The organism is Flavobacterium adhaerens (genome assembly GCF_040045115.1).
In the GTDB taxonomy this organism is placed as follows: Bacteria; Bacteroidota; Bacteroidia; order Flavobacteriales; family Flavobacteriaceae; genus Flavobacterium; species Flavobacterium adhaerens.
The window spans coordinates 39562-64341 of sequence record NZ_JBDLZX010000011.1 but is presented as its reverse complement, the minus strand read 5'-3'; the positions used below and the strand labels follow the sequence as shown (position 1 = coordinate 64341).

Here is a 24780-nt window from a genome sequence, read left to right as displayed (position 1 = left end):
AAAATGAAAAAAGCAATATACATAGCAGGGTTTTTAGTGATGGGTTTATTCACTTCCTGTTCCGATTTTTTAGAAAATGAGCCCCGAGGAGTATTATCAGAAAAAGATATTGTAACGCCTCAATCGATAGAAGGATTTATGAATGCGGCTTACGCACAATTGGGGAATGACCATTATGATTCTCCTTACAGTTTATGGCCATTTGGGAATGTTCGTTCAGATGATGCTTACAAAGGAGGAAGTGGAACCAATGATATTCAGGATTTTCATTTTTTTGAAGTATCGAATAATATCCGAACAGATTTCGGCGAATTGGATTCTTTTTGGTACATCAGTTATGTTGGGGTTTCCCGAGCAAATAAAGCTTTGAAAGCCTTAGAGCAAATTTCAGAATCGGATTATCCGTTGAAGAAAACCCGCATGGCTGAGATGCGTTTTCTAAGAGGGCATTTTTATTTTATGTTGAAGATTATGTTTAGAAATGTGCCTTACATTACAGAGGACATACCAGTAGAAGATTATAAAACTATTTCAAATCAAGCGCTTTCAAATGAAGCACTTTGGGATAAAATTGCTGAAGATTTTCAGGCAGCAGCCAATGATTTACCGGAAACGCAACCGCAGGTTGGGCGCGCCACTCAAAAAGCAGCTTATGCCTATTTAGCAAAAACACGTTTGTATCAGGCTTATACACAGGATGAGTCGTTTGCTGTCACAGGAATAGATCCAAAACATTTACAGGAAGTAATTGCGGCAACAGATAAAGTAGTCGGAAAAGCGACTTTAGAGCCTGATTTTGCTAATAATTTTTTACCTGGAACTTATGAGAATGGTCCGGAATCGATTTTCTCAATTCAGTTTTCTGATAATGATGGAACGCTATATGGAAGATTAAACTTTTCGGATGTCCTTTCGACACCTCAAGGTTTAGGATGTTGTGATTTTCATAAACCAAGCCAAAACTTAGTAAATGCATTTAAAACAGGTGCAAATGGTTTACCTGAATTTGATACATACAACGACCAGGACTTTGATTATAAAAATATAGATGCTACTACCGTCGATCCAAGATTGTATCATACTGTTGCTATGCCAGGCTTACCTTATAAATATGATCCTGAATTTTTATATGTCGAAGCATGGGTAAGATCTCCAGGTACTTATGGATATTATGCTTCTTTAAAAGAAAATGTTGCTCCAAATTGTTCTTGTGTGGTAAATATTGATCCGTTTTATGGAAATTCAAAAAACAGAATACAGATCCGTTATGCAGATGTGATTTTGATGCGTGCCGAAGCGTTGATTGAACTTGGAAGACAGTCGGAAGCTTTACCATTAATCAATCAAATTAGAGAGCGAGCTGCACAAAGTACAGGAAGATTACCATACGTAAACAACTTTAAGATCAATACATATGTTGACGGAAGCAATTGTAACTGGACACAGGAATTTGCCCGTAAAGCTTTGCGTTGGGAACGTCGTTTAGAATTGGCTATGGAAGGAAGCCGCTTTTTTGACCTTGTTCGTTGGGGTGTTACCGATCAGGTAATGAATGATTTTTATGCTAAAGAAAAAACTAAACGCACCTATTATCAAGATGCCTTTTTTGATGCGCATAAAGAAGAATATTGCCCAATTCCATTGAAACAAATCAATTTCAGTCAGGGATTGTACAAACAAAATAGAGGTTATTAATTATTTTGAAAATCAATAATATGAGAAAATATATAAATAAGTATTGGATAAAAATAGCTGTAGTTTTGGCAATTATTTTTATGGTTACTGCCTGTGAAGACGGTTTTGAAAAAGGAGGTTTTGATGTGAGTTCGCCATCAAATGTAGTTTCTTTTAAACTAAACGGTGTTAGCGGAACTATTGATCAGGCTACAGGGAAAATTAATATTGAAATGCCTTATGGATCTGATATCACGGCCATTAAACCTGAAGTAGTTTTAGAAGTGGGAGCAACTTCAAATCTTGATTTGAGTACACCAATCAATTTTACAGATCCGGTAAAATTTAGAGTAATTAATGGAAACCTGTATAAAGATTATACGGTAACGACAGTAGTATTGAGCCCAATTAAGAGTTTTACCATTAATGGAGTTTCGGCAACAATAAACGATGTTACTAAAACTATTACCATGACTTTACCTGAAGGGACTAATTTAAAAGAACTACAGCCAATAATTGAATTAACTACAGGAGTTTCTATTTCGCCAGCATCAGGGACCATAATTGATTTTACTAATCCGGTGGTTTTTGCAGTAATTTTCAATGGCGAAAGTGTTGATTATACGGCTACTGTGGATGTACCCAGTTCAGATTTAGTAGTAGCATTTTTAGGAACTGCAGCAACAAGATCTGGAATTACCAATATGGATGAAGTGACTGCGTCAAACTGGCTGTTTGAGAATTTTCCGGGTGCGAAGTACATTTCATTTGATAATATTTTAAGTGGTGCCGATTTAAGCAAAGTTGATGTGATTTGGTGGCATTTTGATTCAGCTACAAATTTGCCTTCTGTAGCTTATAATCCAACTGTTACCGATGCTTTGAAAAATTTCAGAACAAATGGAGGGAATTTACTTTTAACTTCTTTTGCTTCGCAATATGTAGATGCTTTAGGGATTGTTCCGTCCGGAAAAGGGCCAAATAATGTTTTTGGAGATTTTCCTCCAAACGGATTTGTAGATGGAAATTCCTGGGGAATGTCATTTAAAGGTCATGAAAATCATCCTATATTTCAAGGATTAATCACTTTTGAAGTAGGGAAAGCCAATTTACTTCAAAGTGGAACTTTCAGATTGAATCATACTGCATGGTGGTTTTTGCCGGAATGGGGAGGGTATATTAATGGAGAAGGATGGAGAAACCAAACCGGAGGAACCAACTTGGCGAGTGAATCTTGGGATGATAACCTTGATGGTAGAGTTACAATAGCTGAGTTCCCAAATTCAGCAACGGATAAAAATGTAGTCGTGATTTCAATGGGAGCTTACGATTGGTATAATGAAACAAATAGTAGTGGTGTACCGAGTCAGGCTAATGAATTTATTACAAACATCAAGGCTTTAACTAAAAACAGTATCAAATATTTAGCTGGAAAATAATTCAATTTGAATTCGATTAAAATGAAATATAAAAATATAATAACGATTGTTTCTGTTTTCCTTTCACTTGTTTCGTGCAGTCAGGAGGAAACTTATATTGGAGGTTCTATTTCAGGAGGAGAGTCTGAAATAACAAGTATTTATCCTGTACCGCCTTCACAATGGATGGGAGGGAACGAACCGTATTACAGTGCAGGATATACGGGAGATGTTATGCCTTTTTTCGACAACGGAAAATTTCATATATACTTTCTCCATGATGCTCAGAACAAACCCGCCGGAAAAGGATTCCATGATATTCATGAATACTTAAGCACCGATTTGGCTCATTTTACCTATCAAGGACAGATGATACCTTACGGAAAAACAACAGATCCTGATTTTGCCATTGGCACAGGATCAGTTGTAAAAGTGGGAAGTGTTTACTATTTCTATTATACGGGACACAATGAGACACCAGAATTTGTCCATACGAATGCCAGAGAAAGTGTATTGTGTGCTACTAGTTCTGATTTGAAAAATTGGTCTAAAGTTTCTTCTTTTAAACTAACTGCACCAGCTGGATATTATAGTTATGATTTTAGGGATCCGCATGTGTTTTATAACGATGAATTAAAGAAATATTCGATGTTAGTAAGCACACAAACGGAACCTGGAAGAAAAGCGGTTCTACTGCATTTTACTAGTACTGATCTAGCTTCAGGGAAGTGGGATGTTCAATCTCCTATTTATACGACAACTCCTGAAGAAAATTATTTGATGATGGAATGTGCAGATATTTTTAAAATGGGTAATTATTGGTATTTGTTTTTCTCCGAAAATTGGAGCAATGCAAAAGGAACTCATTACCGAATGTCAACATCGATTAATGGGCCTTGGATCAAACCAGAAAAGGATATGATTGACGGTGAATATTTTTATGCCGGGAAAACAGCTACTGACGGAAGCAAAAGATATGTTTTCGGATGGAACGCCAGAAAGACTCCAGAAAATGATTTAGGAAATAAAGATTGGGCAGGAAATATGGTTATTCATCAGTTAATGCAAAATTCTGATGGAACTTTAGGAACTCAAGCACTGCAATCAGTACAAGATTTGTTTTCTAAAAAGACTGTTGGTGCAGAAGTAGATGCAACGTCTGGAAATGCAAATGCAAACAATGGAACTTATACTTTGTCAGGCTCAACAGAAAAAGCAATGATAACGTTTAAAACTATTGGTAAAAAAGCAAAAATAAAAGCCGAAGTTACATTAGGAAAAGCAAATGGAACAGCTGGATTTGTTTTTCATACCAATGATTCCGGTAGTTATTATAAAATTATTTTTGATATTGCTCAAAATAAAATTGTTGGATATAATTCAGCTTCTCAGGAAACTACAAGAATTCCTTTCCAGTTTCAAACGAATACAAAGTATGATGTTGAAATAATTACTGAAGGAAGTGTAGTTGTACTTTACATTAATGGGAAAACAGCTTTAACAAACCGTATTTATGGTAGAGACAAAAATAAATGGGGATTGTTGTCTGAAGGACAAGATGCAGTGATTACAAATCTTCAGATTACACAACCCGAATAATATCAAAGGGATTTATCGTAATTCCATTGATTATTTGTGTACAAAGTGATATTAGATTAAGAAGTTATAGGGTAAGACCATGCACTTACCCTATAACTCATTAGAATAAAAAAAAATGAGTAAAAAAAATAATTTTAAAGCGGTTTGCTTTGGAGAAGTATTATGGGATGTGTTTCCATCTCATAAAAAAATTGGAGGAGCTCCTTTGAATGTTGCATTACGCATAAATTCTTTTGGGGTAGATACAACTATGATAAGTCGAATTGGTAAAGATGAAGATGGAAATGATATACTGTCATTTTTACAAAGCCAAAATCTCAGTTCAGATTCAATTCAAGTTGGAGAGGATTATAAAACGGGAGTTGTTAATGTAATGATCAATGAAAAAGGGAATGCTTCATATGATATCATGTATCCTTCTTCATGGGATAAAATAGACCTGTCGAAAGAGACACTTCAGAAAGTTTCGGAATCTGATGTGTTTATTTTTGGAAGCTTAATCTGCAGGGATGAGGTTTCCAGATCAACATTGTATACTTTACTGGATAAAGCCAAGTATAAAGTCATGGATGCCAATCTAAGAGCACCATATTATACAACTGAGATACTTGTTGAATTGATGAATAAGGCAGATTTTATTAAGCTTAATGATGAAGAATTATGGGAAATAAGTAAAAAAATAGGGTCTCCGTATAATTCTTTTGAACAGAATATCAAATTCATAGCTGAAAAAACAAATACGAAACAAATCTGCGTTACTAAGGGAGCATTCGGAGCTGTTTTGTACTATAATGATAAATTTTATTATAATAGTGGCTATTTTATTAAAGTAGTTGATACGGTTGGTGCTGGGGATTCTTTTTTAGCTTCATTAATAGTAAGATTATTAAGAGGGAAGTCACCTCAAAAGTCATTGAACTACGCTTGTGCAATTGGAGCATTGGTGGCTGGGGAAGAAGGAGCAAATCCGAAGATTTCTGAAAAGGTAATTAGTGATTACATGAAAATTGAGAAAAAAGAAAAATAATAATAATAATTCATGATTCTAGTAATGCGTTTTGTTTAATTTTTTGAATTACTCCAAGGGTTTTATTATTAGTTAGGATTTTATTTATTTCTTCGAATTTCCCCTTAGCATTATAATTTAATAATGTTTTTTGATAGTGATAAAAAGCCTGTAAATCTTATGATTTACAGGCTTTTTATTTATGTATCAGTGCAGTCCTGGAATAAGTTGACTTTTTCAACATTTATTACGTAATCATAAAAACAGTTGACGGTTAAAACGTATACAAAAATCTTAGATAAAAAGATAAGTGAGGCCATGATTATTCTACAAGCAAATTCGGTCAAAACAAACTAAATCAACCTAAAAACATTCTATAATTGCAGTTATTTTATTACAAATTAGTTTGTTTTTGTTTTAAATAGACGTAAGAAATTACAGTTAAATGTTTTTATTTTGTAGGATTAATTATTTAGTATTTGAAATGAAAGTATTGCAGCAAGTATTGCAGGATGAGTTTTTGCAGAAAACGAATGAAATAACTAATCTGAATACGAACCGAATAAGCTGTTGCAAAGTATATATATTATGGGCAGAAGCTAAAATCGCCGAATTACATGATAAGTTAAAAGACTATGACTTCGAAACCGAACAAGAGGAAATCAATTTCTTCAAGAAAATAAAGCCTTTTGTCATTTCAAAACTCATATTTGAAAAAGAAGTTTTGCGTATTGAAACCGACAAACCACATGGAAAATTACAAAAGCGGAAATATTTTGAACAGGAGTTGGCAAAAATTTCCAATTATAGACAAAAGGATTTCAAATTTTATCAATACTATCGTTCGGATAATAAAGAATCTGATAAAATATATTTCACAAGGGCAAGTAAAAAGAACATATTTGAAACAGAATGCTTTTTGTTAAGTTCAGATCCTAAACTTTCCACTTGTTATGATTACAAAGTTGCTAAAATTTTAGCCTTTGATGAGCTAGTTAATTATCTTGAAAATCAAATTATTTCTTTAAAAAAAAGGAATAAGCTGCAAAAGGAAGATATAAAATCCAAAATGAATTGGTCCGGTACCAAAATTGATTTGATTGAATTAATCTATGCTTTATATTTTCAAAAGGTTATTAATAACGGAAACATCGAACTTAAGGAAATTGCTAAAGAATTAGGAAGTCTGTTCAATATTGAACTCAATGAAAATATTTATCGTTTTTTTACTGACATAAAAAACAGAAAACAATCCAAAACAAAGTTTATAAATACGCTATCAGACAATTTTAATGTAAAAATATTAGAAGAGGATTTTTAGAGATTTTAATTGATTTTAGTTGTTTTATAGTAAATAGAATCACAAGTTGGACACCTTGTGAAAATACCTAAAAATGGCCAAAAATCACCCAAAACAGGGAAGTCCTAAAAACGGGTTTTTGGGGATGCAGAAAAAAAACACCCTTGTAAATGCTAAGTTTTAGCGTATTTTGACATAAAAAAACACCCAACTTGGGTTCACCTTGTGAATTTTTTCAAACCAATTGAAAGTAATTTGTTTTGTAATCATAACAACTCAAATCATGGATCTAAATGCTAGAAAACTATTCCCGGAAGTAGACAATTTAGAATTGTTAAACTACCAGTTAATCACCAAAAAAGATTTGTTGAATTTCAGCAAGCTTCTCTTTGAAGCACTTAAGGATGCGGCTAATGTCAAAGCAGAAACTCCGCAATGGCTCAAATCGTCAGAAGTCCGTAAACTGCTCAAAATCTCACCCGGTACTTTGCAAACCCTTCGCATCAACGGTACACTCCAATACAATCGGATAGGAGGTATCTTATATTACAAATACGATGATATTAAGAAACTGTTGGAAAAATAAATGAGACATCTTAAGTCTTAATTCTATAATCTTAATACTTGAATTATGAATTACATCAAACACCTTACCGGATTCTTCAATAAGTCTAATCAGGATAATTCCATCAGCCCAACTCATATTAGTTTGTATCTGGCCTTATTTCAAAGATGGAACCTCAACCGCTTTAAAAATCCAATCATTATTTCGAGAGAAGAAATGATGACGACTGCAAAAATTAAATCAAAGGCTACCTATCATAAATGTATGAAGGAATTGCACGATAGAAATTACATAATCTACAAACCATCTTTTAATCCCTATGAGGGGACAGAAGTCATTTTACCCGACTTGTCCAATAGTTGTTCTGCTGATGATTATAATGCTAGTTTAAATTTTGAACGAAGTAAACCAAAATATGAACCTGCAAAAAAACTAACGAGTTCAAATAATGAACAAAGCAAACCAAAAAATGAATTGCCCACGGCTATTGAGCCTAGTGAAAATAAGGGGAGTTCAAATATTGAACAAAATAAGTCTAAAAAAGATGAGGTTAAAAATCAAACGGGTTCGGAATCAAATACCAGTTCAGATTTTGACTTAACCACACCAAAAAATGAACTTTTAACCCCTAAAAACGATAAAAATACCTTAACCAGTTCAAAATTTGAACGAAGCGAACCAGTAAATGAACTTCCAAAGCCTCTAACCAGACTAAAAAATGAACGAACCAAACTAAAAAACAGTCAGCTTGATGAACAGGTTAATATATATAATAATAAAACATTAGAAAACAATAATAAAACTATATACACCCGGGAAAAAAAAAGAAGAAAGCAAATCAGATTTTATAGCTCCCACTATTGAATTAGTCAAAGAGTTTTTTCAGGAAAAAAAAGTAAGCAGCATTGAAGCCGAAAAATATTTCAATTATTACAGCAGCAATGGATGGAAAGTAGGAGGGAAAACCCAAATGAAAGATTGGAAGGCAGCTGCCCGAAACTGGATATTAAACCTGGACAAATTCAATCCAAAAAAAGAAAGCAATAATTTGAATCCAAAAAACCTCAACGTTTCAAATTCCAAAGACTATGCAGAACCACTTTAACCTTCAGGACACTTTTGAAATAAAAAATAATACTAAAATCTACGACCCTAAAAAATGTTTTCTATTTTTAGAACAGCAAGGTAAAAAACGTTATAATTCCAATTTTAAAATCGACACCAATGACATTCCGATTATTTACAAACTATTGATTTATGCCATACAGGACGAGAAAAGTGCTTTTAAGTTAGGAATCGACCTCAATAAAGGAATAATGCTTTCGGGACCAATTGGCTGCGGCAAGACCTCGCTAATGCATTTGATAAGACCCTTTATGTACGCTAAAAACGACTATAAAATCATTGCTACTCGGCATATCTCATTTGAATTTGCTAAATCGGGTTATGATTCTCTGGCGCAATACACTCTGAAATCAATTCAACAAAACCGATTGTCAGGCTATTGTTTTGACGACCTTGGAGCCGAACAACAAATTAAACACTTTGGAAATGATTGTAATGTTATAGCCGAGATTCTAACGAGCCGCTACGAGCATTTTGTTGAGAACAATGCTATAACACACATCACGACAAATCTTTCTGCATCCGAAATAGAGAGGGTTTACGGGAATCGGGTTAGATCAAGATTGCGGCAAATGTTTAATCTAATAGCTTTTGAGAAGGAGGCAAGGGATAAACGATGAGGTTGAACATTCATAATCCCCTCTAATACATCTATAAAGTACCCAATAATTAAACGAGGGCAAATTTTACCTACAACAGTAAAACGAGAGTAATTTTTTTATATATTTACACTTGAATATGAGACAAAGGCAAATAACGCCCTTGTTCAAAAACAGTACGATGGACACCAAAACGATATATAATCCAGAAATACCATATAACAGTTTACCGCTATTACCGCCACAAGTGGAAATAGAGAATACGCTCATATTAAAAAAAACAATTAGTGCCAGTAGAGCCTTATCAGAGCTTAAAGGTGCCATAACTAATTTGCCCAATCCAACGCTTTTTATTGATACCATCAATTTACAGGAAGCACAAGCGAGTTCGGCAATCGAAAATATTATTACTACCCAGGACGAATTATTCAAAGCCTCAATTACGGAAAAGAAAAATGAAAATCCAGCCACCAAAGAAGTAATGCATTATAAAAATGCTTTGTGGTATGGGGTAGAGCAAATTGAAAAAAGACCAATTCTAACAACTAATTTGTTCATTGCCCTAGTGCAAATTATTAAAGAAAACCAATCAGCTATTCGCAATGCACCGGGTACACAATTAAAAAACCCGCTAACAAATACGGTAGTCTATACGCCTCCGGAGGGAGAAAATGTCATTAGGGAACAACTAAAAAATTTAGAGGACTTCATCCATGCCGAAGATACCATAGACCCATTGGTAAAAATGGCAATCATACATTATCAGTTCGAAGCCATTCACCCCTTCTTTGATGGAAATGGACGTACTGGAAGGATCATCTTGTTGTTGTACCTCAAACTAACAGGCTTATTAGATTTGCCAGCATTGTTTTTAAGTAATTATATCATGCAACACAAGGCAGAGTATTATACCAATTTAAAAAAAGTAACCGAAGAGGGTAATTGGCAGGATTGGATTATGTACATGCTCGATATGGTAGAGCAAACCGCTTTAAAAGGCAGAAACCAAATTACTGAAATAGAAAATTTGATGAATACAATGTCGGCAGAAATACAGCAAAAATTGCCAAAAATATATTCTAAAGATTTAATGGAAGAACTATTTCGATTACCTTACACTAAAAGAAACCAATTAGAAAAAGCAGGTCTGGGAAATCTAAAAACAGTAGGGAATTACCTCAAAGAATTAGAAAATCAAGGCTTTTTAAAAAGCGAACAACTAGGCAAAGAAAAACTATACCTCAATTTCAGATTACTGGAAGTTTTGAGAGGGAAATAAAAAAAAACAGGCTTTTTAAAGCCTGTTTTTTTAGTATAATTAAGAAGGTTTCTTAATGTCCTCCACCAATTTTTTGATCAAAATTAATACCTTGATGTCTTAAAATGCCGCTTACTTTCCAGGCATAAAATACCAAATAAGAAAAGCATAAAACACCAACAATATAGCTGTTTTGAATACCAATATTTTCAGACACAAAACCTTGGAGCCAACTGATGATACCACCACCACAAATCATCATAATAAGAAAACTACTTCCTTGACTAGTGTGTTTTCCTAATCCACTTACTGCTAAGGTAAAAATACAAGGCCATAGGGTACTACAAAATAAACCAACGCTCGTGAAGGCATATACACTTACAATTCCGGTGGTTCCCATTCCAGTTAGTAGAGCGACAATTCCTAAACTAGAGAAAATAAGCAACATTCGGGCAGGATTTCCCTTGCTGGTTATATCGGCGGCAATTAATACGAGAATAATTAATCCATAAATGTAGAAAGGAGTTAAATCATGATTGGCAATTGCATTTACAAATAAAAAAACAACAAATGCTAAATAGGGGGCAACAAACCGCAGAATCTTTTGAATACTAATAACATCACTAAAAACTTCTACAGCTCCCGTCCAACGGCCAATCATTAAACTAGCCCAATACAACGAAATGTAAGGGGCGATAGCTCCTATTTCAAATCCCAATTCGTTCTCCATATAAGAAGGTAAATTGCTGGCTGTAGATACCTCAACACCAACATATAAAAAAATGGCAAGCATCCCTAAGAGTAGTTGTGGGTAATATAAAGCCGAATTTTTAGAAGAAGCAGTATCAGCTGGAGATTCTTCAATTGTTTCAGGATGTTCAGGCAAGGAAGAGAATTTCAACAATAACGCAACAGCTAAAAAGGCTAACCCAAGTACTAAATAAGGGATTTTAACACTTTCTACACTCAATTCAGTATTTCCAGACGCAGAAGAACCAAAAATGGCAAAACTTACTATTAGGGGGCCAATGGTAGTTCCAAAATTGTTGATCCCGCCCGCAAGGGTCAATCGTTGAGAACCTGTTTTTATAGGTCCTAAAGCAATAGCTAAAGGATTGGCAACGGTTTGTTGCAATGAAAAACCTAAACCTACAATAAATAAACCGACTAACATTAGTGGATAGGATCCAGTATTAGCCGCTGGATAAAACAACAACGTTCCTAATGCAGATATGATTAGGCCTAGTGCCAACCCGTTTTTATAGCCAATTTTATTCACTAAATCTTGTTTCAGTAATAAAGAAAATCCCATATAAAGTAAAGAACCTACGGTATAGGAAATATAAAAAGCAATCGATACAAATTGGCTTTGACCTTGGGTTAAATCAAAGGCTTTTTTAAATACGGGAATTAAAATGTCATTGCTGGCTGCAACAAATCCCCAAAAGAAGAAGACAATTACTAAAGGTATAAATTGCCCCCATTGGGTTTGTGTGTTTTTTGAAGTCATTATTTATTTGATCAGTATTTTGTTTAATATTATCAAGGAATTATCCTAAAGTGGGATAAGTTTTTGAATTTAATATGTAATGAAATTTCTTTATTTTGAAGAATTAATTGCTATCTGATAATCAAGGCCAGTATCGGGTAATTTTATATAAACTATACCTTGTTTTTCATCCCAACTATAAGATAGTTTTTCAAAATCCGTAAGGCCCTTTTCATTTAGTATTTCTGTTTTCTCTTTTTTAATTTTTGAAGTATTTATTAATACGCTTTTAGGTCTACTATTCGCGTGTAATTTTACAATGTAATTTCTGGAAGCTGCTGGTTTATAGCCTTTATCCTCTCTTGCATTTATATGTATTGCAAAGCCTGATGAATTGGCTAGGGCAGTAATTTTTGTTTTACAAAAAACATCTTTTTCATAATCCCTGCTTTCTCCATCATCTTCATATAAAACAAAGGAAGATTCTTTACCAATTTTATCAGGATAAACATCAAAACTAACAGGGTAATTAGGTTTTTCATGTATATATTGCATCACTGGCATACTAGGTATAATAGCCCCTTTTTTCACAAACAAGGGTATCACATCTAAGGGAGCCTCAACCGTGATCCATTGTTTCCCTTTATAGACAGTCTTACCATCATTATAATTAATCCATTCTCCCTCTGGTAAATAGAGTTTTTTGGTGACAGCTCCTTTTTCAACTACTGGTGCGACCAATAATTCACGACCAAATAAAAACTGACCATTCAAATCAAACGTTTCACTATCATTAGGATATTCAAGAAACAAAGCTCGCATTAAAGGCATACCAGTATCATGTGCTTCCCGGGCATAAGTATAGATGTACGGAAACATTTTATACTTTAATTCGATGGCTGTTCGGGTGATATTCTCAGCTTCAGTGCCGAAAACCCAAGGTTCAACAGCATTACCACCTTCATGATGTGCACGACTCAGAGGATTAAAAATACCAAATTGCATCCAGCGAACATATAATTCTGACATCGCATCATAATCTTTGATATCGCCACAATAACCTGATATATCAGAAGTCCAAAACGGAATGATACCCATCCCGGCAGAAAGTCCCACAGGAATCTGATTAGCAAATTGATTCCATCCTTCAAGTACATTATTACCATTTCCTGAATCTCCAGACCAGCCAAACGTATATCGTTGTAAACCTGCATAAGCAGCTCTTGTCATTTGAAATACTCGCTTATTAGGATTATGCTTGTAAAATTGTTCGGTTACAACTTTATCCCATGTAAAGCCATAAACATTATGAATTTCATCATGCATCCCTAAATTATGTTTCATATTAAGTCGGTCAGTAGCGTCTTCATTACTCCAGGCTGGTTCGCCCATATCAGTCCAAAATCCGCGTACACCATCATTTAATGGTTTTTGCTGATAATTCCCCCACCAGTCAGCTACTTCGGGCTTAGTAAAATCAACTACCCCGCAATTCCCGCCCCAAGGCCATGGCATATCATAACTCTTACCTGTACGGGCATCAATGGCAAAATACCCCTTAGAATCAGCTTCGTTCCATTGTTTTTTATTGGCTTGAGAAATAACCGGATCTTGAGAAACAATCATTTTAAAACCCTGATTGCTTAATTCTTTTACCATTTGTTTGGGATTTTGATAATTACTTTTTTTCCAATCAAAATCCTGAAGTCCTTCAACCCAACCTATATCTTGGTAAATAATATCACAGGGTATTTTTCTTTTTCTAAATTCGGCTGCAATTTCTTTGGCTTGATTCTCTTGTGTATAATTCCCTCTGCATTGCGAAAATCCTAAAGCCCATTTTGGAGGCATGATAGGTTTTCCTGTTAGGTCTATATAATTTTTTATAATTTGTTTGAAATCATTCCCATATATGAAGTAGTAAATCATTTCACCTGAAACAGCTTCGAAAGAATAATAATCGTTTGATTCACTACCAAATTTAAACTCGGTCTTATAAGTATTATCAAAGAAAATCCCATAATGATTGGAGCTCATAAAAAAGGGAATACTTTTATAAAGAGGATCTTCGTTTACACCATAGCAAGGCTGATCACTATTCCACATTTTGTAACTTTTGCCACGTCTGTTTAGTGTTCCCGCTTTTTCTCCAAGACCAAAGAATTGCTCATCTGATTTTAGTGTTTTGTAACTTGCAATATGTTTGTTGTTTTTTACATATCCCTTTTCTGCATAATCTCCAAACAACAACTTTTGATATTTATCAAATACCTGCAATTTAAATGGGCTTTTATTAACTCTTATCCTTAATTGTTCCGTAAAAATTTCATAGGCTGAGGTTTCTTCATTTACGTTTACATTGCCAGACCAACCTAGATCTTCATTAATAACAGCAAATGATTCATTGGTGCGTTTAAAATTTCCATCGACTGAAATCCATATTTTTAATACTTGTCCGCTACAAAATTGCAAAAGTACTTTAGCATTGTTTTCACAATTAAAAATTACTTTATTATTGATTGTTTTATAAGAAATACAATTACCAAGAGTTTGATTTATAGTTCCTGAATTTTGTGCACCAAGTGGAATCTGAATCAATAAAAGTATTAGAATCAAATAAATTGATTTTTTGTTCATAATTCAAGCTGTTTTTAATAAGTGTTAGTTTTTTATTTCAACAAGACTAATAGCATATCCTCCACCAGGAGCAGAAAATTGACTCAACTTAGTTTTATTGGTCACTTTCATTTTACGAATGGTATAAGCCTGTGGATTGGTTTGATAATGTGCATCTTTAGCATCAGCATAAATAGTAGCTGTGTATTTTTTGCCTTTTTCTAGGAAGCTGAAATCAATGTTTGAAGTACGTGGTGTTTCTCCATTTACATTTCCTAAAAACCAATTATTAGTTCCTTTGGCTTTTCTTGCTACTGTAATATATTGCCCCGGTTCAGCTTCCAGATATTTGCTGTCATTCCAATCTATGGCAACATCCTTAATAAATTGGAAGGCATCTGCAAAACGTTCATAATTTTCAGGAAAATCTGCCGCCATCTGCAATGGACTGTACATGGTAACATAAAGTGCCAACTGGTTTGCAATGGTAGCGTTTACATGCGAACCATTTGTAACATCCATTTGAAAAATTCCCGGAGTGTAATCCATCGGGCCACCAATTAATCTTGTAAAAGGCAATATGGTAACGTGATTTGGATGATTTCGCTCACCTCCAAAAGCCTGATATTCGGTGCCACGAGCAGCTTCGTTTCCGATAAGATTCGGATAAGTACGTGCAATTCCTGTTGGACGCACTGCTTCGTGTGCATTTACCATAATTTGATAATCTGCTGCTTTTTCGATGGCATATTGATAATGATTATTCGTCCATTGACTGTAATGCGTTTCACCAATTGGAAGTATATTGCCAACATATCCGCTTTTTACGGCATCATATCCATATTGTTTCATCAACTTGTAAGCATCATCCATGTGGCGTTCATAATTGCGTATAGATCCCGAAGTTTCGTGGTGCATAATGAGTTTTACTCCTTTAGAATGCGCATATTCATTCAATCCTTTTAAGTCAAAATCAGGATATGGTGTAACGAAATCAAAAACATAATCTTTAGCATGACCAAACCAATCTTCCCAACCAGTATTCCAGCCTTCTACCAATACGGCATCAAATCCATTTTTTGCTGCAAAATCGATATATCTTTTAACATTTGCATTATTGGCTCCATGTTTCCCGTTAGGTTTCGCTTTTGCAAAATCAGTAACGCCTAATTGTACCGCAGGGAATTCATCAGTATAAGACCAGCTGCTTTTTCCTGAAATCATTTCCCACCAAACACCCACATATTTTGTCGGTTTAATCCATGAAGTTTCTTTGATTTTACTTGGTTCGTTCAGATTATAAGTCATTTTTGATGCTAAAATAGTACGTGCATCATCGCTTACAATAATAGTTCTCCAAGGCGTATTACAAGGCGCTTGCATTTTACCTTTATCTCCATGTGAATCAGGAGTTAACCAGGATTCAAAAACAAAGTTTTTGTCATTCAAATTAAGGTGCATACAAGAATAATTGATTAAGGCTGCTTCATGCAGGTTGATATACAATCCATCGGCACTTTTCATCATTAAAGAAGTTTGCACACCGGTTGGAGAGAACGAAGTTTGCGAAACATTTCCTGTTGTGTATGCTTTTTCCATTAAGCCTTTTATTTCGGAAAGTTTTGAAGTGGTATAATTGTATTCCTGAGTGTCATAATCTCCAGGAATCCAATAAGCAGTATGATCTCCTGCCATTGCAAATTGTGTACGCTCTTCTTTTATAGTAAAATAGACTAGGTTTTTTTGTTGAGGAAATTCATATCGAAATCCAAGACCGTCATCAAACAAACGGAAACGAATGATCATTTGTCTGTCAGTTCCTTTTTGATTCAAAGTCACTGCCAGTTCATTATAGTGATTACGAATAGCAGCAACTTCTCCCCAAACAGGTTTCCATGTTTCATCAAAAGTAGATGTTTTAGTATCAATAACTGTAAAATCATTGAGTAAAGATTTCGAATCATCTTTAAGATAAAAACCTAACTTACTTGGTTTTATAACTACTTTATTTATATAATTCAAACTATAACTTGGTGTACCATCACTTTGCAAGGAAAATTCCATTTGCAATTTGTTATTGGGTGATTGTAATTTTTGTGCAATAGCTGTGTTAAAGAATGACACAGCTATTAAGGTGATTAAAAAAGACTTTTTCATTTTGTATTGATGATTGATTTAGAATAATAGAAGGAGTCTACTATTTGTTTGGATTATTAATATTCAACTACTATCATTCCCCAATATTGGATAAAAGGAACCTTGAAAACAAGGTTACTTCCTACCTGAGAGAAAGTAAGTTCTTTTGAAGCCCCACCATCTAAATCAGGTGAAGCATACCATACTTTAGAAACAGGATTTGTGTTAGCTAAGTTTAACGTAAAATTTTTCTTTGCTTGAGGTACGGTTTGTTCCCCATTGGTATCACGCCAATTTAAATTTGAAGTATTCGAAAAATTAATCAAATGGAGAATTTGTTTGTTTGCTAAAGATTTTCCAATTACTGAAACAGTAGAGGCTGCCGGAGGCCAATTTTTTAAATTAAGCTGACCATCCCCTGAATTTACTACTGGAGAATTAAAAGTTCCACCTTCTCTTAAAATATTCTCATAAGCAACCATAAAGTCGTAATATTTTAGAAGACGACTTTTTAATTCGCCACTCATTTGCAGATTATTATTTGGGAAATATTCTTTTGCCAACATGTGCTCTCCTAATTCCAAATGCGATCCTCCAAAAGCAAAGATTACAGCATCAGTAAATAATACCCCGGGAGTATTAAAAAATCCTGCTGAATTTGCTTTATCATAATTCATATAAGCCGCTAATACAGTATTAACCTGATCATTAGATAGGGAATTATTATACTTAATAATATCAGCCAAACTCTTATAAGTATTGTTTGGATCCCAGACTTCAGTATAAGCAATATCTACACCTGAATCCAAAATATTAGATTGACCATATTGATTAACAGCATTTAAAACCATTTTTTTGTTAGGAAACTTGGCTTTTAAATTTTGAAGAAATGGAGTAAAGGTTTGATTAATTTGAACTGTATTTCCATTATAATCATATACCGTACCTCTGTCACCCAATTGATCTAAATGCCAACCATCAAAATTTAAATTGTTGTAAACCAAAGTAGTTTTATCAAAAATATAATTCTGCCAGTTTGTATTTCCCGGATTTGTAACATAGATATCACTTAACCAACCTGGTAAAGGATGCTTGTTTACATTAGTATGGCTGTTGTTGTTATAAATAAGCCATTCAGGAGAAACTCCGTCAGTGGCATAATCATTCCAGGTACCATACAAAAGATTGTAAAACATGGAAGCAATATTTTTGTCATGCCCTTTGTCAATATACGCTTTAACGGTATTGAACGAAATGTTTCTGTTGGCAATGTCAACCCATGAAGTAGCAGGAACATTTCCATTCATTTTCAATGGAGCATGATGCTTGTTTAACCAATCGTAATACTGAATAGCATTGATGTGAAAATCCTTTAAAAAATCCAAATGGTTATTAATTTGTGCATCGGAAACATTTCCAAAATCACTCAGGAAACCATATCTAGGGAATTTTGTCCAATCAGAAGAAACATCAACTGCTATCGTTCCTGCAATAGTTTCTACATTATCGTTGGATTTATATATTTCAATCATGTAACCTTTATAATCAGTTGCCGGAGGTGTCCAGGTCCATGTTTTACCACTCATTGGTTCCTCCTTGATTACGGTATTTAAGTGTTTGTATCTTGCAGTAAAACCTGACAATGTTTTGTCGGAAGTAAAAGTAACAATCTCACCGGGAGCATATTTTGCTTTGTCGGTTTTTAATACCACTTCTGCAACCAGTTGATTTTCTTCAGGAATATAATTGAATGTATCTTCAGGTTTCGTACAGTGTAAAAAAAGCAATGCAATTAGCACTAAAAGACAATTATTTATTTTTATTAGTTTCATATATGTAAAATTTATTTATCAGAGGTCATATATGTTATCGCCTTCTATTTATTGGTGTTTGTTTGCAACAAACTCACTGTTAATGGCGATTTCATAAAAGAGAATTTAGAATTAAAACAACAGTGTCATTAAAACAATGACACTGTTGCAAGAGACAAATCAATCTCTATCTAATTAATTGTTATAAGCTGTGTATCTAAGTTTATGGAAATTGTATGTATTCCGGCTGTCTGCACTTTCCATTTATTGTCTGGACCATTATTACAACCATTATTAATAATATAACTACCATCTGATATAGACTGGTTAGCTGTTGCTGCATTAATCCAATCTCCATCGCACCAATCTCCTTTGAATTTCGAAATTTTAAATTCTCCCACATTTAATTGACCTGTAAATGTATAAACACCGTTTGAATAGGTCATAGGAGAAGGAGTACTCATATTCCATCCATTAGGTCCTCCATCACCAATGATGTATAAATTTATTTTTTGAATACTAATGGTATTATTGGCTGTGTTTAAAGTAATTTTATATCTACCAGCTTCCGAGGAAGAAACTGTCCATTTATTATCCGGATTACAACCTGAATTTTGTTCTACATCTGTCAAAGTTAAAGCCTGACCATCCGTTAAAGGACGATACCATTCTCCACACCAGTTCCCAGTTGAACCAGCTAGAATTTTAAAACTTCCAGCACTTAAATGCGCTTCATAAGTAAAGATGAATGGATTGGAACTACTTTGTGTAAAAGCCTGTGGCGAATCTATATTCCAACCGCTAGGAGATGCATCGCCAACAATGTAAATATTAGAAAATGGCGGAGCACTTACTGCTTCAATAGAAATAGCTAAGTCAAATAAATTTACCGTTACTTTATATTGCCCTCCTTGGGTAATTTCCCATTTCAAATCATCACCACTTCCAGCTATATTATGTACTATTTTAGTCGCATCTGTAGCGTCACGTGTATAAAAATCCTGACACCAGCAGCCATCTCTGCTTACCGGTAATTTAAACGATCCTGTGCTTAAAGAACCTTGGTAAACAAACACTCCAGGATTAGATGTTGAAGGAGTCATTTCAATAGCATTAGCAATATCCCAACCGTTTGGTGAAGCATCTCCGACCAAAAATAATGTCTCCGAAACAGGTTGATAAGCGGTCAAATAAAAAGGAACTACCGAAACTTGTGGCTCTTCTTCTAAGCCGGCAACCGTTGCAATAATTTTAGCTTCAAAATTCTGAGACACTCCTGGTGTAAGTCCAAAAGTATTTAGCAAAATAAAGTTCAAATTCTTAACCGTCAGTGACTGTGAAAAAACATTGACACCTAAATCATATTCCACTGCATTCGCAAAGTTATTCTCTGCTTTATCAATTTGTAATTTATAACTAATGGAAGCACTAGTTCCTTTATTGGTTCCCGTAGTCCAATTAAAAGTCAATTTATCATTCTGTTTGGACTCCTGAAGTACTAAATCCGAGTGGGAAACCGTCAGTTTTAATTCGTTGTTATACTCAAATATGGGGTCAGACAAGGTATCTTCACAAGATGTATTTAATAATGCCATCAGTAAGGCACTAAGTACATAAACTGTTTTTATAAAAATATTCTTTTTCATACTACTATGTTTTAATATCCAGGGTTCTGGGTTAAATTCGGATTTCTGTCTCTTTCTATCTGAGGAATTGGAAATAATAAATGTTTCTGAGTCGCATTTGTTTTTCCTATCGAATGCAGAAAATCAAGCCCATACTGTCCATTGTTTACACGTATTAAATCAAACCATCTTTGTCCTTCAAAAGCCAATTCTATTCTTCTTTCGTGCAAAACAATTTCTCTAAACTGCTCTTTGCTTAAACCAGAAGCAACATTTGGAAGTCCAGCACGGTTTCTAACTTTATTCAATGGAATTTCAGCTTGCGCAGTTTGCCCCAATTCATTTAACGCCTCCGCTTTCATTAAAAGAATACTTGAAAAACGTAATATTGGGAAATTCATAGGACTATTATCATAGGAAGCGGAAACACTCAATGGAATCAAAAACTTTCTCACATTGTAACCAGTAGCTGAATAGGAAGCCTGATAGGACTTCCCATCAAATTGAGGCGCTCCGTCGTACAGAACTGTTATGTCTTTTCGTTTATCGCCTGTTTCATAATTATCGAAGAACTCTTGTGTTGGTTGATTCCATCCATATCCACCACCTACAAAATTTGCTCCTCTTGGCCCCATAAATGGACTCGTCCACGAAGCTTGATTTTCATTACTCCAAAAACTATAACCTCCATCACTAGCATATTGCACTTCAAAAAGAGACTCGACAGAGTTTTCTGTATTAGGGTTAAAATTGTCAACATAGTTAAGATTTAACCTAAACCCAAGGCTTTCTACCTTAGCTGTAAGATCTACTACTTTTTGCCAATTGTTCCCAAGTGTAAGATAAACTTCAGCTAATTCACCTAATGCAGCTCCTTTATTGGCTCTACCAATGTCACTGCCAGAATACTCACTTTTATTAGGTAACAATGCAGCAGCGTTTTCTAAATCAGAAATAATTTGTTGATAAACCAAATCTTTGGAAACCCTAGAAGGGTATAAATCTGTATCAGAACTTCCTGGCTCAGTAATCAAGGGCACATCACCAAAATATCGCACCAAAATAAAGTAGTAATGAGCTCTTAAGAAATAAGCTTCCCCCATTGACCGGTTTTTTATATTTTCATCAATCGCTAAATTCGGAGCTACCTTTAAAACAGTATTTGCCATCAAAATTCCCGGCCATGGGCCTCTCCAAATATCCAAGACACCTTGATTGTCAGTTGTAGTGGTAAAATTTGCCATATCTTGTGTTTCAATACCATCAGATCCTCCTCCTGCTCCTACAATGCTGTTTCCTGCCATGATATCAGAGGTCCACATTCGCATATTGTATAACTTAGGCCATTGTAAAGGTTGATATGCACCATTTACAATCGTGATTAATTCCGTCGCATTTGTCGGATAATTGGATGTATTAATTGTATCCAAAGGAACTTTGTCTAAAAAATCATTCGAACATTGTGTGCATGCAATAATTGCTGCTACAAAAGCTATTTTCTTTATAAATTTCATTTTTCTTTATTTTTAAAATCCAACATTTAAACCAAGAGAAACTGTTCTTGTTAAAGGATAAACATTATTATCTATTCCATTAGTTGAAACCTCTGGATCAAAACCTGTATACTTTGTAAATGTGTATAAATTTTGTCCTGACAAATACACTTTTACATTATCGAAAACTTTTTTACCAGCTGGGTCTAAAGGAATTTTATAGGAAAGTGTTATGTTTTTAACTCTCAGGTAAGATCCATCTTCAATATATCTGGATGAAGCTCTGTTATTATTATTTGGATCACCATAAACAGCTCTTGGCATGCTGTCACTGGTTCCAGGAGCGGTCCACCTGTCTAAAACAGCCGTAGATTGGTTCGTGGTAATTGACATTGCTTCGGTGTAAAGCCTGTTGGCATTAAAAAGGTCGTTTCCATAAACCCCTTGCAAATACAATACAAAACTAAAATTGCCGTAGTTTACAGTATTGTTTAGAGATCCTGAGAAATCAGGATTTGGATTTCCAATAAAAGTTCTGTCCGAATCGTTAATTAAACCATCATTATTTAAATCTTTAAATCGAATATCCCCGGGAGAAGTACTATTACTTGATGAAGATCCTGGAACTTGTATGGCATGATCATCAATTTCCTTTTGATTTTGAAAAATCCCGTCTTGTACATAGCCATAAAATACATTAACTGGATATCCTTCTTGAATTCTGGATACATTGTAGTTCAATCCTAGACCTCCAGTGATCAATGGAACATCACCATTCAAATCAATTACTTTGTTTCTATTTACTGAGAAAACAAAATCAGAGGTCCATGAAAATTTTTCTTTTAGTATATTTTTGGTATTGATTACCAGTTCAATTCCTTTATTTTGAATTTTACCGGCATTGATGTACGGAACATAAATATCTGAATAACCAGAAGTTACCGGTACAGTTTGAGGAACCAACATATCATTGGTGTTTTTAATATAGGCGTCGAAAGTCACATTGATTCTGTCATCAAAAAAATTTGCATCCACTCCAGCATTGAATTGTTCCTGCGATTCCCACTTTACATTTGAATTTGGTAAAACTGTTGGTATAGCTGCGCTTACATATGAATTATTGAAATTATACAAGTACGTATTGTAATTTGAAGAAAACGAATAATTCCCTATCTCCTGATTTCCAGTAATTCCATACCCTAGTCTTAACTTCAAATCATTTATAACTTTTGATTTGAAAAAACTCTCATTTGAAATTCTCCATGCTAGTGAACCTGACGGGAAAGTTCCGTATTTATTTCCTTCACCAAATCTCGAAGAACCATCACGTCTAACAGTACCCGTTACGTAATATTTGTTTTTATAATCAAAATTGGCTCTGGCAAAAAAGGAGAATATTGACCATTCTGAACCGCTTCCGTGTAAAGTTGCTTGGTCAATTCCATTATTTAAAGTTTGTGTGTTCTCACTAGGAAAATTCTGAATGGATCCACTGATGTATTCAAATTTATTCTCTTGTGCACTTGTTCCTACCACAGCTGTCAAATTCATATCATTAGTAAAACTTTTTTGATAGGTCAACGTATTGTCCCAAAGCAAAGTAATGGACTGATTTGATGATTCAGATAAATAAGCATTTTGACTAACTTTGTTATCCCACGCATAAGAAGGAACCCAAGTTCTGTTTTTCCAAAAATTTGCTTCACCTCCTAACAAAGTTTTAAACTTAAAATCTTTAAGGAAAGTAAGTTCTCCAAATAAATTCCCTTGAAAATTATACCCTCTGGTAGAATTGTCAACAATAGTTGCTTTTCCGATAGGGTTATCTAAATCACCGGAATAAAGAGGTTGCCCGATTGGACCTGAAAAGTCACCATCTTCTCTGTATATCGGTTGTGTCGGTAACGAAAGTAATGCAGTTTGAATATTAAAATCACCCTGATTTTTCACATCATGATTTAATTTTATACTGTTTCCAAATTTCAAATTATTCGAAATTTTAGTATCACTGTTGAACTGCAAAATGTATCTTTTATAACCGGTATTTAGAATCACCCCTTTCTGGTCAAATAGGTTTAAAGAAGTATACGTTTTGGTCTTTTCATTTCCTGCTGAATAGGCTAATGTATAGTCTCTTTGAAATCCCGCATTAAAAAAAGCATCTACCCAGTCTGTTCCTTTGCCTAAAGCAACAGGGTTTTGAAAATCTGGATTTGGGGCTAAACCTGCATTATTTAATATATCATTATGCAAGCTTGCAAACTGTGATGCATCCAAAACATGAAGCATATCGGTAGCCTCCGAAATTCCGGTTGATACATTAAAAGTTAAATTTGATTTTCCAACAACTCCTCTCTTTGTCGTAATAATTACAACACCATTAGCACCTCTTGCGCCGTAGATGGCTGTTGAAGATGCGTCTTTAAGAACTTGTAAGCTCTCCACATCATTCATATTAACTTGGTTCAAACCTCCAGTCAAAGGCATTCCATCCACAACAATTAAAGGATCATTATTACCTATGGTACCTGTTCCTCTAATCCTAAATGTTGGATTACTTCCTGGCTGTCCGCTAGTAATTACCTGAACTCCTGCAGCGCGTCCTTGGATCGCTTCACCAATATTTGCTACCGGTTGTTTACTTAAATCAGCTAATTTTACTGTAGATATAGAACCTGTTAAATCTTTTGACTTCACTTGTCCATACCCAATTACAACCACATTATTTAGAGAATTTAACTCCTGTACTAATTTTACTTCTAAAAAATCTTCACCATTTGCTTTTACTTCAATCGTTTTGTATCCGAGGTAAGAAACTACAATGATTGGGTTTTTCTCAGACAGTAAAAAATTAAATTTACCATCAAAATCCGTACTCATACTTTGGTTTGAATTCTTTACTAAAACTGTAGCACCAGGAAGAGGTTTGTTAGATTCATCTAGAACCTTCCCGATTAATTTGGTTTTAGTTTCTTGTGCAATCCCGATAAAAGGAATAACAAGAAAAACTAATAATAACAGGTCGATTTTGGACCTATTAAATAATTTAATTTTCATAATACATTA

17 protein-coding genes are annotated in these 24780 nt (G+C 34.4%); 10 read left to right on the top strand and 7 right to left on the bottom strand.

Translation table 11 applies throughout. The annotated features are described in order from the left end of the window. Positions 1-3 precede the first annotated feature (3 nt). From ABEB18_RS14460 to ABEB18_RS14415, 10 genes are all read left to right on the top strand, one after another. Positions 4-1695 (top strand): RagB/SusD family nutrient uptake outer membrane protein, encoded by a 1692-nt coding sequence (locus ABEB18_RS14460; RefSeq protein ID WP_348800025.1) that lies wholly within the window; start codon positions 4-6, stop codon positions 1693-1695. Positions 1696-1715: 20 nt separating this feature from the next. Further along, complete coding sequence (locus ABEB18_RS14455; RefSeq protein WP_348800024.1) at positions 1716-3113, top strand: DUF4960 domain-containing protein; 1398 nt, start codon at positions 1716-1718, stop codon at positions 3111-3113. A 21-nt stretch (positions 3114-3134) separates the two neighbouring features. Further along, entirely contained in the window at positions 3135-4691 is a 1557-nt protein-coding gene (locus ABEB18_RS14450) for a family 43 glycosylhydrolase (protein WP_348800023.1), read from the top strand. Positions 4692-4806: 115 nt separating this feature from the next. After that, the gene (locus ABEB18_RS14445) at positions 4807-5718 is read left to right on the top strand and encodes a carbohydrate kinase family protein (RefSeq protein ID WP_348800022.1); all 912 of its coding nucleotides are present in this window, start codon (positions 4807-4809) and stop codon (positions 5716-5718) included. 463 nt (positions 5719-6181) lie between these two features. After that, entirely contained in the window at positions 6182-7018 is an 837-nt protein-coding gene (locus ABEB18_RS14440) for an RteC domain-containing protein (RefSeq protein WP_348800021.1), read from the top strand. 262 nt (positions 7019-7280) lie between these two features. Then, positions 7281-7583, top strand: coding sequence for a helix-turn-helix domain-containing protein (locus ABEB18_RS14435; RefSeq protein ID WP_348800020.1), 303 nt, complete (start codon positions 7281-7283; stop codon positions 7581-7583). A 45-nt stretch (positions 7584-7628) separates the two neighbouring features. After that, on the top strand, positions 7629-8426 hold the full coding sequence (locus ABEB18_RS14430; protein WP_348800019.1) for a transcriptional regulator: 798 nt from the start codon (positions 7629-7631) through the stop codon (positions 8424-8426). A gap of 106 nt (positions 8427-8532) precedes the next feature. After that, positions 8533-8667: a hypothetical protein gene (locus ABEB18_RS14425; protein WP_348800018.1), complete on the top strand. Its 135-nt coding sequence runs from the start codon at positions 8533-8535 to the stop codon at positions 8665-8667. Beyond that, positions 8651-9307: an ATPase gene (locus ABEB18_RS14420; protein ID WP_348800017.1), complete on the top strand. Its 657-nt coding sequence runs from the start codon at positions 8651-8653 to the stop codon at positions 9305-9307. Before ABEB18_RS14425 ends, ABEB18_RS14420 begins: the two co-directional genes overlap by 17 nt. 160 nt (positions 9308-9467) lie before the next feature. Next, positions 9468-10565, top strand: coding sequence for a Fic family protein (locus tag ABEB18_RS14415; RefSeq protein WP_348800016.1), 1098 nt, complete (start codon positions 9468-9470; stop codon positions 10563-10565). 52 nt (positions 10566-10617) lie between these two features. Here the strand turns inward: ABEB18_RS14415 and ABEB18_RS14410 are convergent, their stop codons facing one another. The 7 genes from ABEB18_RS14410 to ABEB18_RS14380 form a co-directional block, all read right to left on the bottom strand. Further along, a complete protein-coding gene (locus tag ABEB18_RS14410) occupies positions 10618-12054 on the bottom strand; it encodes an MFS transporter (RefSeq protein WP_348800015.1) in 1437 nt (478 codons plus the stop codon). 90 nt (positions 12055-12144) lie between these two features. Then, positions 12145-14670: a glycoside hydrolase family 31 protein gene (locus tag ABEB18_RS14405; protein WP_348800014.1), complete on the bottom strand. Its 2526-nt coding sequence runs from the start codon at positions 14668-14670 to the stop codon at positions 12145-12147. Positions 14671-14694: 24 nt separating this feature from the next. Further along, positions 14695-16806, bottom strand: a complete 2112-nt coding sequence (locus tag ABEB18_RS14400) for a glycoside hydrolase family 97 protein (protein WP_348800013.1) — start codon at positions 16804-16806, stop codon at positions 14695-14697. A gap of 56 nt (positions 16807-16862) precedes the next feature. Continuing rightward, positions 16863-18617, bottom strand: coding sequence for an endo-dextranase (locus tag ABEB18_RS14395; protein WP_348800012.1), 1755 nt, complete (start codon positions 18615-18617; stop codon positions 16863-16865). 170 nt (positions 18618-18787) lie between these two features. Further along, positions 18788-20242 (bottom strand): SusE domain-containing protein, encoded by a 1455-nt coding sequence (locus ABEB18_RS14390; RefSeq protein WP_348800011.1) that lies wholly within the window; start codon positions 20240-20242, stop codon positions 18788-18790. Between the two features lie 11 nt (positions 20243-20253). Further along, positions 20254-21735: a RagB/SusD family nutrient uptake outer membrane protein gene (locus ABEB18_RS14385; RefSeq protein ID WP_348800010.1), complete on the bottom strand. Its 1482-nt coding sequence runs from the start codon at positions 21733-21735 to the stop codon at positions 20254-20256. 12 nt (positions 21736-21747) lie between these two features. After that, entirely contained in the window at positions 21748-24771 is a 3024-nt protein-coding gene (locus tag ABEB18_RS14380; RefSeq protein WP_348800009.1) for a SusC/RagA family TonB-linked outer membrane protein, read from the bottom strand. Positions 24772-24780 lie beyond the last annotated feature (9 nt).